We start from the raw sequence: 12,854 nt of genomic DNA, 5'->3' as shown, positions 1-12,854 counted from the left end.
CTGTCTCATTAGTGGTCCGAGCTAGCCGCTGGCCGTGACGTTGCCGGCTCGACAGGTCGCCTGTCCCTGTTCGGGAGTGCCGCTGTACCAGCCCCAGTCGAAATAGGCCTGCCCGTTACCGTCGGTCTGTTTCGGCGTGGCCGAAGAGTTGAAGAGCTCGCAGGTCACCGAGGTGTTGGGCGGGAAGTTGGTCACCTGCACATCAATGAACCGGCACCGCGGACCCAGACATAGCTCCGAGTTCGGCGACCCACCGATATGCCCGGTGGCGTCGCCCCTTTCGATCCGGGTGACGGTCGGCTTCGGGCAGTCCTGGGACCGGCCGGAGGCCGAGGAGACCGGCCCTTCCAACCCACCCGCGTCCCGGCCCTGCACCGAGATGGTGTGCGACTGCGCGCAGCCGTTGCCCCACACACCGGTGTCCGCCCCGCCCCAGCCGGACCAGCCGCCGCCGTCGATCTGGTACCGGACCTGCATCGGCCCGCGGCCGTTGTCGGCCGGCGGGCTCCAGTTGAACCGGACGGCGGTCTGACTGCTGTCGGTCTGGCCAGCGGAGGCGTTGCCGACCGGGTCGAACGCGGTCGCCGACGCCGTCGCCCCGGCCTCGCCACTGCACGAGTTGTCGACGCAGGCAAACGCGGAGTAGGTGTGCCGGCCGCGGCTGGCCGGCACCGTGATCGTCGGGCCGCCGCCCGACCCCACCTGCTGGCCGTCGGCGAAGACCCGGAACTGGGTGACCTGGCCGCCGGCACTGGTGGACGCCCGGACCGTCACGTCCACCTCGTTGGGCCTGGTCGCGCTCGCCCCGGTCACGTTCGCGACATCCGGGGTGGTGGTCAACGAGGCCGACCCGCTGGCCGCCGAATCGCCCACATGATTGCGGGCGACCACCGACACCGTGTACTGCTGGCCGTCCCGCACGTTGGTGATCACGTAGCTGGTCTTGGGTGCGGTGACGGTAGCGGTGCTGCCGTTGACGGTGACCAGGTAGCTCTCGGCCGGGTCGCCCCGCGGCTCGGCCGCGGCCCAGGTGGCGGTGATGGTGCGGGTGCCGCCGGCGTCGACCCCGGCGACCAGGTCCGGCCGGCCGGGTGCCCGGGTGGTGTCGCTGGGATAGAGCGAGTTGGACGGCGCCGAGGTCTGGCTGGTCTTGCCGGTGCTGTTGGTCGCCGACACGGTGACGTTGACCTGCACGGTCGGGTCCAGACCGGTCAGGGTGGTGCTGGTGCTGCCGGCGGCGACGGTGCGCTGTTCGCCGGTGTTGGTGGTCAGCAGGTAGCTCACGATCGCCGAGCCGCGGTTGGCCGGCGGCCGCCAGGTGACGGTGATCGACCCGGGGGCGGCCCAGGTGGCAGTGGGCGCGGCGGGGGTGTCCGGCTCGACGTCCGGGGTGATCGATGCGGACGGCGCCGACCGCGGCCCCTCACCCTCGCTGTTGGTCGCCGACACCTCGAAGGTGTAGTCCTTGCCGGGCGTCAGCGGGCCGACCTCGCAATGCCCGGCGTCCCCGCTGCAGCTGGTCGACCCGCCGTTGAAGTACACGGTGAACGAGCTGATCGCCGGCCGGGTCAGGGCCGGGGCCCGCCAGGCGACGTCGACGCTGTCCGGCTTGCCCAGGGAGGTGGCGACCACCGCGGTCGGCGCCTCCGGCTTGGCCAGCGGGATCACCGTCAGCGTGCCCTGCACCTGCCGGTCGGCGTCGCCGGTGGCGTCGGCGACGGTGAACGAGACGGTGAACTGGTCCAGCACCCCGGCCGGCGGGGTCACGGTCAACGATCCGCCGGCGATCTGCACCCCGACGCCGTTGGACGCGGTGGCCGTGACGATGCTCAGCGGCGTCTCCGGGAACGGGTTGTAGGCGCCGGCGAGGACGTCGACCGTCACCGGCGCGCCGGCGCTGGCCTCGACCTGCCGGTTGGCCGCCACCCCGGGCAGGGCGGCGGTCGAGCCGACCACGTTCACCGCGATCGACCCGGTCACCGTGTTCGTCCCGTCGGTGACGGTGATCGTCGCGGTCGAGGTGGTACCGCGGGCCGCGGACGGGTCGGCGGTGACCGTGAGCACGGACCCGTCCAACGATCCGGAGAGCCCGTTGGTCAGTCCGCCGGGACCCGAGAACTGCAGCGCCGCGGCCTGATCGGCGTTGGCGGTGCCGACCAGACCGGCCAGATCCTGGGTGGCCGAGGTGCCCTTCTCCACGTTGAGGGTGGCGCCGGTGAAGGTCGGCGGCGGGATGACGACCGGGATGATTTGCACCGGGATGGGGATGAACACCGGGTCGCCGGTGCCGTCCGAGACCTGCACGTTGATCACCGCCGGGCCGCCGGCGGACTCCGGCACCGAGTACTGCAGGCTGGCATCGTCGACCCGCTGCACCGTGCCCTGGCTGGCGTTCATCGCGGCGCCAGCCGGCACCACCGCGCTCCGCCCGGCGTCCACCGCGACGTAATCGCGCACCGGCACGGTGGCGCTCTGGCCGGCGGTGATGGTGAACGGCTCGACGTCGCCGCGGGCCTGCGGCGGCGCGGCCGGCTGGGGCTGCTCCTGGTTCTGCTGGGCCACCGGTGGGATCAGTTCGTTGCGCGCCGGCACCACGATGAAGGCGCGCGCGGTGTCGGCGTCCAGGTTGCTCACCGTGTAGGCCAGCACCTGCCGGCGGTCGGTGACCGGCACCGTCACAGTGCGACCGTCCACCGCCACGCCCGACCCGCTCGCCCCGCTCGACCCGACGGCCCCCGCGGAGACCGTCAGGTCGGCGACCAGGCCGGACCGGTTGGTCACCGCCCCGGTGACGTCGACCGAGGCGCTCGCGCCGTCCGCGGCCAGCGCGGCGGCGTCGACGAACACGTCCTTGGCGGTCGGCGGCGCCAGCGGTGCGGTCGCCGACACGGTGACGGTCAGGATGCCGGAGGCGGCCAGCCCCTTGCTGTTGCGCACGGTGTACTTGATCGGGAACGTGCCCTCGGTGCCCGGGGCGGTGACCACGACGGCGCCGTCGCCGATCTCGGCGGCGATGCCGTCGGGCACCACCAGGGCCGGGTCGGCGAAGGCGAACGGGGTGTTGCCGCCCGGGTCGGTCGCCGCCCCGAGCGCGTCGACGCCGACCGTGCGGCCGGGCCGGACGACCACGCTCAGGTCGGGGGCCACCGGCGGTTCGGCGACCGAGGGCGGCGCGACCACGGCGACCCGGATGGCGCCCTTGGCCTGTTTGCCTTACGGGTCGGTGACCAGGTAGCCGGCGGCGTCCAGGCCGGGGGCGCCCAGCGCGGTGTAGGTCAGGGTGGCCGGGCCGGCCTTGTCCACCCGGCCCAGGGTCGGCGCCGGATCGGTCTGCCCGGCGAAGGTGACCCAGTCGCCGTCCGGGTCGAGCCCGTCCAACGGCAGCGGGATCGTCGCGGTGCGGCCGGCGAACACCCGCGCGGTGGTCAGCGGCGGGGTCTGCGGGGCGGTGTTGATTGCCGGATCGGCGGGCAGCACCGAGATGGTGACCGACCGGGTGTCGGTGAGCTGATCGGTGTTGACGACCGTGTAGCTGAACCGGACGGAGGTCGGCGGCGGGGTGGCCGGGGCCAGGTAGCGAATCGCCGATTCGGTGGCGAACACCAGGCCCTGGTCGGCCGGCAGGGTGCCGTCGGGGAACGGCTTGACCGTCAGCACCTGGCCGGTCGGGTCGGTGGCGTACCGGGAGATCGGCACGGTCACCGCGTCCCCGGCCCGCACCGTCACCGCGATGTCGGCGGCGACCGGGGGTTGCGGGGTCAGCGGCGCGGGCACCGGGATCACCCGGATTTGGCCGGTCGTCGACCCGGCCGTGTTCGCCGCGGTGTAGGTCAGGGTGACGCCGGTGGCCGGCACGCTGCGCGCGGAGGAGACCTGCAGCAGGCTCAGGTCGTGCACGGTCGCGGTCAGCGGACTGTCCGCCGGCTGGCTCAGCTGCTGGATCGAGAGCACCGCGCCCATCGGGTCGCGGTCGTTGGCCAGCGGGTCGAGCACCAGGGTCCGGCCGGGCACCAGGTAGCCGACGTCCGGGGTGACCACGGGCGGGGCCGGGGTGTCGGGCGGGGCGGTCACGTCGAAGCGGATGACCCCGGTGGCGCTGGCCGAGCCGGCGACCACCGTGTACAGGAAGTAGCTGGTGCCCGGGGCGGTCCCGGTGAGCACGACGGTGGAATCCAGCGGGTTCAGGGTGGCGCTCGCGGATGCCGGCCGGTCCGGGGTGGCCGCCACCAGCGGCTGCACCGCGGTGACCCGGGCCGGGTCGCGCAGCCCGGACAGCACGCTGCGCAACGGGTTCACGGTGACCGCCTCGTCGACGACACCGCTGGCGGCGACCGGGCCGGGCACCGGGGTGGTGGTGCCCTCGGCCTTGACGTCGATGGTCAGGGCGCCGTTGATCTGGCTGGTGCCGTCGGAGATCACCAGGTCGACGGTCTTCTTGATCGCGCCGGCCGATCCGGTGTCCCGGAAGGTGACCAGGCCGTTGGGCTGGAAGGTCACCGAGTCGTCGGTGGTGGCGGTGGCCGAGATCAGCGACAGATCCTCGCCGACCGGCGAGCGGAAGTCGGGCAGCACGTTGTAGGAGACCGTGCCGCCGACCTCGACCAGGGTCGCCGAGTCGCGCAGCTTGCGGGGCGCCCGCACGTCGTCGGCGGCGGCCACGCTCACGCTGACCTGCGCCGTCGAGGTGCGGCCCAGGCCGTCGTCGACGGTGTAGTCGATGGTCGGCAGCGGCCCGGTGGCGGTGGCCGGCACGGTCAGCTGGAGCGCCTGACCGCCCTCGGCGACGGCGACCGTGCCCTGCTCGGCCGGCAGCGGGGCGACCGCGCTGATCGCCAGCATGGAGCAGTCGGCCGAGGAGTCGTTGTCCAGCACCCGCAGCACCGTGGTCCGGCCGGCGCGGACCCCGAACTCGTCGGCCGCGGCCTGCGGCGGGGTGCCCGCGGCGGAGGTGGCCGCGCAGTCCGTGCGGGAGTTGGTGAGCTGGTCGGAGCTGTTCTGCTCGCCGTCCGGCGAGGTCTGATCGCTGCTGGAGTCCTGACGCTGCACGTCGTCCCAGTTGCTGATCAGCTTCATGTCCGCGTCGACCAGCCAGATGTCGCCGGTGGCCTGGTCGTTGAGCACGATCACGTTCCGGTTCACCCGGAAGACCAGCCGGGCGGCCGCGGCCGCGTTCGGCACGTCGATCAGCCGGGCCGGGTCGTCCCCGCAGGCGACGGCGTAACGGGGCTGCTGGCCGGCCCAGGCCGCGTGCGCGCAGCCGTCCAGCGCCACCGGCGCGCTCGGGGTGCCGGTGACGCCGTCCACCACGGTCTGCGGGTCGCCGCCGGTCAGCGGCACCCGCAGCAACGCCGTCCCGGTGGCGACCAGCACCGCGTCGGCGGCCGGTCCCGGCTGCTGCAGCACCGCCTCCGCGCCGCCGGGGATCGCGATCCGCCGGTCGGGCAGGATCAGCTCCCCGCTCGCCCGATCCAGTACCACCGGGACATCGCCGACCGCGGTCAGATCCACCGTCGGCGCCTGCTGCGAGACCACCTGGGCGGCCACCGGGGTCAGCGGGCCGCCGGGCAGCCGGGCCGGTTCCGGGGCGACCGGGGCGCCGGCGTCGTCGACGGCCCAGCCGGTCACCTCGCCGGTGTCCCCGATCGGCGCCGACCACAGCGCGTCGCTGCCCGGGGCGACCGCGAAGACGGTCCCGCCGACCGAGACGGCCACCCGCGCCCCGGCCCCCGCGGTCAGCAGCGGCTCGGTCGACGCCGGGTCCAGGCCGGTCAGCGAGTCCGGGGTGCCGGCCCACAGCTGGCCGGTGACCGGGTCGGCCACGGCCAGGGTGCCGCCGCCGAATCCGACGGAGGCGTTCTCCGGCAGGCCGATCCGCGAGGTCAGCACCACCGCGGCGACGTCGACCGGCCGGACCTCGTTCTTGATCCGGTCGACCACGAGCACGGCGTCGCCGTCCTGCAGCACGTCGAAACCGGGCTTGTTGGCCTTGACGGACGAGTTGAGCTCGTCGATCTGCCGGTTCACCCGGCCGACCACGCCCTTGGCCTCGTTCGTCACCCAGACCGTCGAGGACGCCAGGTTGACGTCGGTCACCGGGTAGCCCTGGGCGTTGACCCCCAGTACCACCAGCACCGAGGCCAGCAGGGTCAGCACCACGATCACCACCGTGGACCGGACGGACCGGGTGGAACCGGTCCAGCGGGCGCGGATCCGCCTCATGCCGGTGCCTGCCCGGTCGGGGCGTCCAGCAGATCCAGGTCGGCCGCGGTGACCACCCGGGCGGTCACCGCGTGCTCGACCAGCCGGGCCCGCCGGTTGGAGGCCAACTGCCCGGGGCCGCCGCGCAGCCCGCGCACCCCCCGCCGGTCGAACTTGTCGCAGACGTTGTCCAGCTTGCGGTTGAACCGGGTGAGTTCCCAGCCGAGGCGGGCCGCCGCCTCCTTGGACGACGGGATCGCGCTGATGCTGGTGCCTTCCCGGCGCAGCAACGGTTCGGCCAGCGCGACGATCAACTGCTTCTGGCTCGGGGTCAGGGTGACCGGACCGATGGTGGTCTCCCCGATGCCGCGGCCGGGACCGTCCTGGTTGGGGGTGAAGGTCGGGTCGTCGCAGGCGATCTCGATCTCGTAGGTGGTCGGGCCGGCGGTGAACAGCACGGTGGTGTGCGCGAACACCAGCGGCACCCGGCCGCCCGGGGCGAGCCAGGCCTGCACCGCGCCGGCGGTGTCGGCCACCGTCGCCGACAGCTGGGTGCCCACGTTGACCAACCACCACAGGTCCTGCTGGAACACCAGGGTGAGGAAACGCCGGTGCAGATAAGGGTTGTCGTCGACGGCGAGGTCACCCTCGCGGCCGATGACGAACTCCCCCTGCGGGTCGGCGTCGTACCACTCGCCGCAGAACCCAACCCGAAGCTGCTGCCCCGCCGTCATCCTCCGGCCTCCCCCACGCACGCCTGGGCCGGCCGCACCGACGAGCTGCCGTCATCGCGGACGATGACCACCTCGATGCACGCCTGCGCCACCCCGGTGATCGTCACCGCCGGGTCGCTCACCCGGTTCACCGCTTCCTCCGGCCCCCCGGTCCTGACCCGCTGCCAGTCGTAGCTGTCCCCGGTCCGCGGCTCCGGGTTGGTCCAGGTGAAGCTGACCCCGTCCGCAGTGGCGGTGCCGGTCAGCTCGGCCGGCGCCGGGACCACGTCGACCACGGCCAGCGCCGGGTCCGAGGTCGGCGCGGCCGCCGTGGTCGGGCTGTCCAGCGCGGGTGCCGCGGTGCCGCCGCTGGCCACGATCCAGGCCAAGGCACCCGCGGCCAGCAGGGCCACCGCGCCGATCGCCAGCGGCACCGGGCGCAGCCGCCGCGCGGGGGCCGCCGGCGCGGCCGCGCCCGGCGCGGACCGGGCCGGAACCACCGTGTCCTCGGCCGGCGGCGCCGCCGGGGCCGGGGCGTCCAGGTACGCGCCGGTGCTCGGCCGGCCGCGCAGCACCGTGTGCTCGCGCATCCGGGTGCCCTCGTCGGATACCGGTTCCGGGCCGGGCGCCGCGAGCCGTTCGGTGATCTGATCGGTGACCGGCTGGGGGTTCGGCTGGGCGGTGATGACCAGCGGCCGCACCCGGGTGTGGTCGGCGGCATCCTCGGACAGCACGGCCAGCTCGGCCGTCGGATCGGCCGCCAGGAACTCGAAATCGGTGACCGGCTCACCGATCTCGCGCTGCACCTGCTGCAGGGCGCGGGCCAGTTGCTCGGCCGAGGCGAACCGCAGGGCCGGGTCCTTGGCCAGCCCGCGGGACAGCAGCCGCTCCAGCGACCGCGGCGTGTCGGGCCGGCCGGTCGGCGGCGCCGGGATCCGCGGGATCCGGGCCAGCAGGTCGGCCTGGGTGGTCGGCCGGTCCGGCAGCTCCAGCGGCGAGCGCCGGGCCAGCAGCGTGTAGAGGGTGGCGACCAGCGAATACACGTCGGAGCGGGCGTCACCGGCCGGCTCGTCGGCCAGCAGCTCCGGCGGGCTCCACGGGATCGACACCCCGACCGCGTCCGGATCCTGCTCGGCCGCCGCGTTCACCGCGATGCCGAAGTCGGCCAGCGCGGGCCGGCCGGACCGGGTGGTCAACACGTTGGCCGGCTTGATGTCCCGATGCAGGATGCCCTGCCGGTGGGCCGATTCCACCGCCCCGGCCAGTTGCACGCCGGTGGCCAGCACCTCGGCGACGGTGAACGAGCCCGACTTGTACCGCTTGGCCAGATCCGGCTTCGGGCAGTACTGCATGACCAGGTACGGGCGGCCGTCCGGGCCGATCGCGGCGTCGTAGACGGGCACGATGTTGCGGTGCTCCTCGGAGAGCCGGGCCATCACCGCGCCCTCGTTCTCGAAGCGCGCCCGGGCCGCCGGCGAGGAGTCCTTGGCCAGCAACACCTTGATCGCGACCTCGCGGCCCAGGCTCTCCTGCCGGTAGAGGAACACGTCGGCGAACCCGCCGCCGCCGAGGTGGCGGACCAGGGTGTAGCCGGGCAACTGCGGGGCCGGCGCCGGAGGCCGGGCCATCAGGTCAGCCGCAGGGTGACGGTGATCCCGTCCCCGAGGTCCAGGGCATCGCCGTCGGCCAGCGGCTGTGGAGCGCCGCCGTCCAGGGCGACCGTGCGGCCGTCGGCGCCGATCAGCACGGTGCCGTTCATCGAGTGCAGGTCGGTGGCCAGCACCTGCTCGCCGGCGAGGGCGACGCGCAGGTGGGTGCGGGAGACGTCCTGCTGGGGGCTGGGCACGGTGACCACGGCCGGCACCGGGCCGTCCTGCACCCGGTCGACCTGCGGGCGGCGGCCGATCACCACGTCCCGATCGAGGGTGATCACCTCGCCGGTGGACAGTTCCAGCCGGGGCTGGTGCGCCGGCGCGGGCGGGACCGGCGCACCCAGTGGCTCGGTGGCCGGGGTCTGCTCCCGCAGCGCGTCCAGATCGACGGCGGCGACGGTGTGCCCGTCGTGATCGCCGAGCTCGTCCCCCGGTCGATCCCCGGGCGGGCCGGCCGGGTCCGCCGCGGTGGGAACCGGCCCGATCGGCTCGATCGGCGCCGGGCCCTGCTCCATGGAGTCATGCGCGGATGCGTCCTCGGCGATCTCGCGGACCGCGGCGTCCTCGATGCTGCGCATGATCGTGGATTCGAAGAGGTGGTCGAACCCAGGGTCCGGGTCGTCGGTGCGGGTCTGCGCCAGGTCCGGCGCCGCCGGGGGCTTGTCCGTGATCACCGTCCCCACGGTCGGTGCGTTCGTGACGGGCGCGGCCGCTGGTGGGGTGGCAATGGGTGCGGCAGTGATGGGTGCGGCAGTGATGGGTGCGGCGGTGATCAGCCGGTCCGGTTCGACCACCGGCGCGGGGCGGGCCGCTGCGGGCGCCCCGGGGGCCGGATCGGGCTCGACCACGACCTCGCCACAGCGCACGATCCCGGCCCGCAACGGGAGCGGGTCACCGGCCGTCGCGCCGGCCGCGATGCGGATCCGGGCCGGCCGGTCGAAGGTGCGCTCGGCCCAGGTGCTGACCCCGGCCCCGTCCCAGCGAACGGTCGTGCTCCCGGTGTCGACCTCGGCCTGCAGCTGCTCGCCGCGCACCAGCACCCGGGCGCGCGGCCCGGTCAGGTCGACCATGGCGAAGGGCGGGGTGGCCGCGAATCCGGCCCGGGTCAGTTCCTGCAGCGCCTCGTCGGCGGCGTCCCCGGCGGCCAGGCGGGGCCACACCCGCCGGGCCATGTCCTCGTCGGTGGTGGCCAGCGCCAACCCGGGGACCGCGAGCAGCGCGATCGACCCGGGACGGTAGGTCACCGTCATCGGGCGGTCCCGAGTTCGGATCGCGGCCGCGGCCGGGTCTGATCATGGTCGGCGCCGGCCTGGCCGTCGTCGGGGTCGACGGGCAGCGCGTCGACGACCACGCAGGTGATGTTGTCCCGGCCGCCGGCCTGCAGGGCCAGCTCGGTCAGGGCGTCGGCCACGTCCTGCGCGCCGGCCGGCCGGCCCAGAACGTCGGCGATGGCGGCGTCGTCCAGCTCGGTGCTCACACCGTCGGAACACAGCAGCAGCCGGTCTCCCGGGTCCCGCGGCACCAGCCAGAAGTCCGGTCGAGGGGCGGCCGGCGTGCCGACGGCCTTGGTCACGATGTGCCGTTCGGGGTGGAATCGGGCTCGTTCCGGGGCCAGCCGGCCGGCGTCCACCAGTTCCTGGACGACCGAATGGTCGACGCTGACCTGCCGCATCTGTGACCCGCTGCGCAGGTAGACCCGGGAGTCGCCGATGTTGAACACCAGCCAGTAGGGCCGGCCGTCCCGCAGCACCAGGGCCGCGCCGGTCGCGGTGGTGCCGCCGCCGGCGCCGTCACGGATCGTGGCGTTGGCGCGAACCAGGCGATCGGTGACCCATTCCGGGCTGACCTCGACGCTGTCGGCGTCCCGGAACTCGTCGATCACGGCCGCGCTGGCGGTTTCCCCGGCCTGATATCCGCCCATGCCGTCGGCCACCAGAAAAACCGGCGGTTCGGTCAAATAGGCGTCTTCATTGATTTTCCGGACATGCCCTTTATCCGTCCGGGCGCCCCACGCGACGTCCATCACCCCTCCTGATAAAACGGGGTGCGCATTCGGGCAGCGCCCATCACCCAACGAATCCACTGACATTCCCACCCGGGGGCCGAGAATACCGGCCCCGTTGCCCCGCCCCTGACCAGCAAGTCGTCCGATGAAGCCGTTTCCGGACAATTGACCTGCGTGAGGCACGCTACGGGTTCGCGGCGAAGACCGGAATGGGGAGAACTACCCGTCCGGGTGAGGTGATGGGCGCGCTGCCCTCAGCCGGACTTGCGGCGGAACTGCCGGGTCGCCTTGTGGCTGGCCGTCGATCCCTCCACGCCGCCGTGCCCGTCCAGGTGAGCGCTGCGGGATTGACCCTCGGCCTTCTTGCGGGCCAGCGCCTCGGCGAACTTGTCCTTGGTCGACTGGGTGACGGGGACGTGTTCGGTGGACGACTCCGACTGGTTGTCTGCTGCCTGCTCGGTCATGGTGGCCTCCCGGGCTCGGTCGGATCGATCGTCGAATTGCGTGACGGCGCCCCGGGGTCGGGGCTCGCCCATCATGTCCCGGCCGGCCGTCTCACCGCCAGCGGATAGCCGGCGGGTCGGCATTACAGTGCTCGGGCATGGGGACGGGTGGCGCGCCGGCGGGCGGGATGATCGGGGCCGACCCCGACCAGCTCGACGACCTGGCCCGGGAGCTGTCCGGCGCGGCCGACCGGCTCGTCGCCACGCACTCCGCCCTGCGCGGCCGCCTGCACACCGCGCCGTGGTCCGGCTCGGATGCCCAGGCGTTCCGGCACGACTGGGACACCACCCATCACCAGGCGATCGGCGCCGCCGGCCGCCGGCTGCGGGACGCGTCCGTGGTCCTGACCCGGCAGGCCGATGAGCAGCGACGGGCCAGCGCCGCACCGGGCGCCGGCAGCACGGCCGGACTCGCCGGCCCGGGTGGTGGTCCCGGCCCGATCGGTGGGCACGGCCTGGCGGTGCCGGTCGGGATGCACCCCGCCGGCGGGCCGTCGATCGACGGCCTCACCGTGGGCCCGCCCACCGAGCCACCACTGACCTTCACCGACTCGTTCCCCTACGACCCGGACGCGCGGGCCACCCCCGCCGACCACGCGGCCTGGCTCAAGTGGGGCGCCCAGGCCGCCGGCGCCCACCTGATCCGGCCCGACCTGGACGACGCCCTGCGCGTGTACGACCACTACCGCGACAACACCGGCACCCCGATGACCGTCGACTACGAAGAGGCCTACCGGGAGGACGCCGCCATCGCCGCCGCCGTCGATGCCGAGCTGGCCCGGGCCCGGACCGCGGCGCAGGACCTGGCCGCCCAGACCGGTCAGAGCTCGTTCTCGATGAGCGGAGCGGCCAGCCTGGCCAGCGCCCTGAGCGGCTATCCCAGCACCGAGAACTGGCAAAAGGCGCTGGGCGATCACCAGCTCTGGAGCAGCGCGGACGTGACGATCGCGGGCGGCACCGCGACGATGGTGATCACCGTGCACGCGCACGACCGCTACGACTTCAACGCGGGCATGTCCGACATCGCCACCGGCACCCCGGACGACGAGAACGGCCGGTTCGCCGTGCTCGGCTGGGCCAAGCCGTTCGACACCCGCGGGGAGTTGACCCGCACCATCACCTGGCCGGTCGGCGACAGCATCCCGATCACCGCGGGCGAGGGCGACGTCTCCCGCAACCCCGGTTCCGAGGACCGGCCCGACGAGCTCGGCAGCGGCCGACCGTCCTGGCCGCCGATCCCGGACACCACGCCGTTGGACGGCACGTGAGCGGCCGGGGCCGGACCGCCGGCCTGCTGCTGGCCGCCGCCCTGCTGACCTCGTGCACGTCCGGATCCGAGGAGACCCCGGTGAGCTCGTCCTTCCTGCCCAGCGCCACCCGCACCGATCCGGGGCCGGACCGGCACGACCCGGAGCCGCTGACCCGCCGGTTCGCCGCCCTGGGCGAGCCGGTGGCGGTGACCTGGCGCTCCGGCACGACGGGCGACCCGGCGGTGCCCGGGCCGAGCACCTACTGGATCGACGCCGCGGTGCAGCTGCCGCCGTCGGCGGTCACCATGCTGCGCGCCACCCCGGGCCTGACCAGCGCCGACCTGCCGGCCGACCTGCCGGCGTCGGTCCGCTCGGCCGCCGGCGACGGGCCCTGGCAGACCGGTGCGCAGCTGGACGCGGCGTTCTCCACGGCCGGCTTCGGCACCCGGGCCTACCTGGGCTCCGGGGACGTCCTCGTGCTGCGGGCGGTCGGCGCCGGCGACGGCTGACCCCCCTGCCACACCGGTTTCACA

At 74.0% G+C, this 12,854-nt stretch carries 9 protein-coding genes; 2 read left to right on the top strand and 7 right to left on the bottom strand.

From position 1 onward, the window contains the following. Positions 1-21: 21 nt before the first annotated feature. The 7 genes from NAMU_RS06645 to NAMU_RS29115 form a co-directional block, all read right to left on the bottom strand. On the bottom strand, positions 22-3,180 hold the full coding sequence (locus tag NAMU_RS06645; RefSeq protein WP_015746640.1) for a fibronectin type III domain-containing protein: 3,159 nt from the start codon (positions 3,178-3,180) through the stop codon (positions 22-24). Between the two features lie 33 nt (positions 3,181-3,213). Then, the gene (locus NAMU_RS06640; protein ID WP_015746639.1) at positions 3,214-6,219 is read right to left on the bottom strand and encodes an Ig-like domain-containing protein; all 3,006 of its coding nucleotides are present in this window, start codon (positions 6,217-6,219) and stop codon (positions 3,214-3,216) included. Next, the gene (locus tag NAMU_RS06635; RefSeq protein ID WP_015746638.1) at positions 6,216-6,932 is read right to left on the bottom strand and encodes an FHA domain-containing protein; all 717 of its coding nucleotides are present in this window, start codon (positions 6,930-6,932) and stop codon (positions 6,216-6,218) included. The genes NAMU_RS06640 and NAMU_RS06635 overlap by 4 nt, the downstream gene beginning before the upstream one ends. Then, positions 6,929-8,539 (bottom strand): serine/threonine-protein kinase, encoded by a 1,611-nt coding sequence (locus NAMU_RS06630; protein ID WP_015746637.1) that lies wholly within the window; start codon positions 8,537-8,539, stop codon positions 6,929-6,931. Before NAMU_RS06630 ends, NAMU_RS06635 begins: the two co-directional genes overlap by 4 nt. Next, positions 8,539-9,813 (bottom strand): FHA domain-containing protein, encoded by a 1,275-nt coding sequence (locus NAMU_RS28830; RefSeq protein ID WP_015746636.1) that lies wholly within the window; start codon positions 9,811-9,813, stop codon positions 8,539-8,541. The genes NAMU_RS06630 and NAMU_RS28830 overlap by 1 nt, the downstream gene beginning before the upstream one ends. Beyond that, positions 9,810-10,586 carry a PP2C family protein-serine/threonine phosphatase gene (locus NAMU_RS06620; RefSeq protein ID WP_015746635.1) on the bottom strand — a complete coding sequence of 259 codons (777 nt, stop codon included), beginning with the start codon at positions 10,584-10,586 and terminating at the stop codon, positions 9,810-9,812. The genes NAMU_RS28830 and NAMU_RS06620 overlap by 4 nt, the downstream gene beginning before the upstream one ends. Positions 10,587-10,822: 236 nt before the next feature. After that, positions 10,823-11,032: a DUF5302 domain-containing protein gene (locus tag NAMU_RS29115; protein ID WP_015746634.1), complete on the bottom strand. Its 210-nt coding sequence runs from the start codon at positions 11,030-11,032 to the stop codon at positions 10,823-10,825. Positions 11,033-11,169: 137 nt separating this feature from the next. Here NAMU_RS29115 and NAMU_RS27080 point away from each other — a divergent pair, with 137 nt between their 5' ends. Both NAMU_RS27080 and NAMU_RS06605 read left to right on the top strand, forming a co-directional pair. Beyond that, a complete protein-coding gene (locus NAMU_RS27080) occupies positions 11,170-12,339 on the top strand; it encodes a WXG100 family type VII secretion target (protein ID WP_138179988.1) in 1,170 nt (389 codons plus the stop codon). Continuing rightward, positions 12,336-12,830 (top strand): hypothetical protein, encoded by a 495-nt coding sequence (locus tag NAMU_RS06605; protein WP_015746632.1) that lies wholly within the window; start codon positions 12,336-12,338, stop codon positions 12,828-12,830. Before NAMU_RS27080 ends, NAMU_RS06605 begins: the two co-directional genes overlap by 4 nt. Positions 12,831-12,854: the final 24 nt, after the last annotated feature.

Origin of the sequence: Nakamurella multipartita DSM 44233 (assembly GCF_000024365.1) — a bacterium.
Classification (GTDB): domain Bacteria; phylum Actinomycetota; class Actinomycetes; order Mycobacteriales; family Nakamurellaceae; genus Nakamurella; species Nakamurella multipartita.
Note: the sequence above shows the minus strand (reverse complement) of the source record. Positions and strands in the feature narration are given on the sequence as shown.

Bases quoted from the DNA above. Each gene is read 5' to 3' on its own strand.
- NAMU_RS06620 (WP_015746635.1), bottom strand. From the start codon at position 10,586: ATGGACGTCGCGTGGGGCGCCCGGACGGATAAAGGGCATGTCCGGAAA.
- NAMU_RS29115 (WP_015746634.1), bottom strand. From the start codon at position 11,032: ATGACCGAGCAGGCAGCAGACAACCAGTCGGAGTCGTCCACCGAACAC.
- NAMU_RS06640 (WP_015746639.1), bottom strand. From the start codon at position 6,219: ATGAGGCGGATCCGCGCCCGCTGGACCGGTTCCACCCGGTCCGTCCGG.
- NAMU_RS28830 (WP_015746636.1), bottom strand. From the start codon at position 9,813: ATGACGGTGACCTACCGTCCCGGGTCGATCGCGCTGCTCGCGGTCCCC.
- NAMU_RS06630 (WP_015746637.1), bottom strand. From the start codon at position 8,539: ATGGCCCGGCCTCCGGCGCCGGCCCCGCAGTTGCCCGGCTACACCCTG.
- NAMU_RS06635 (WP_015746638.1), bottom strand. From the start codon at position 6,932: ATGACGGCGGGGCAGCAGCTTCGGGTTGGGTTCTGCGGCGAGTGGTAC.
- NAMU_RS27080 (WP_138179988.1), top strand. From the start codon at position 11,170: ATGGGGACGGGTGGCGCGCCGGCGGGCGGGATGATCGGGGCCGACCCC.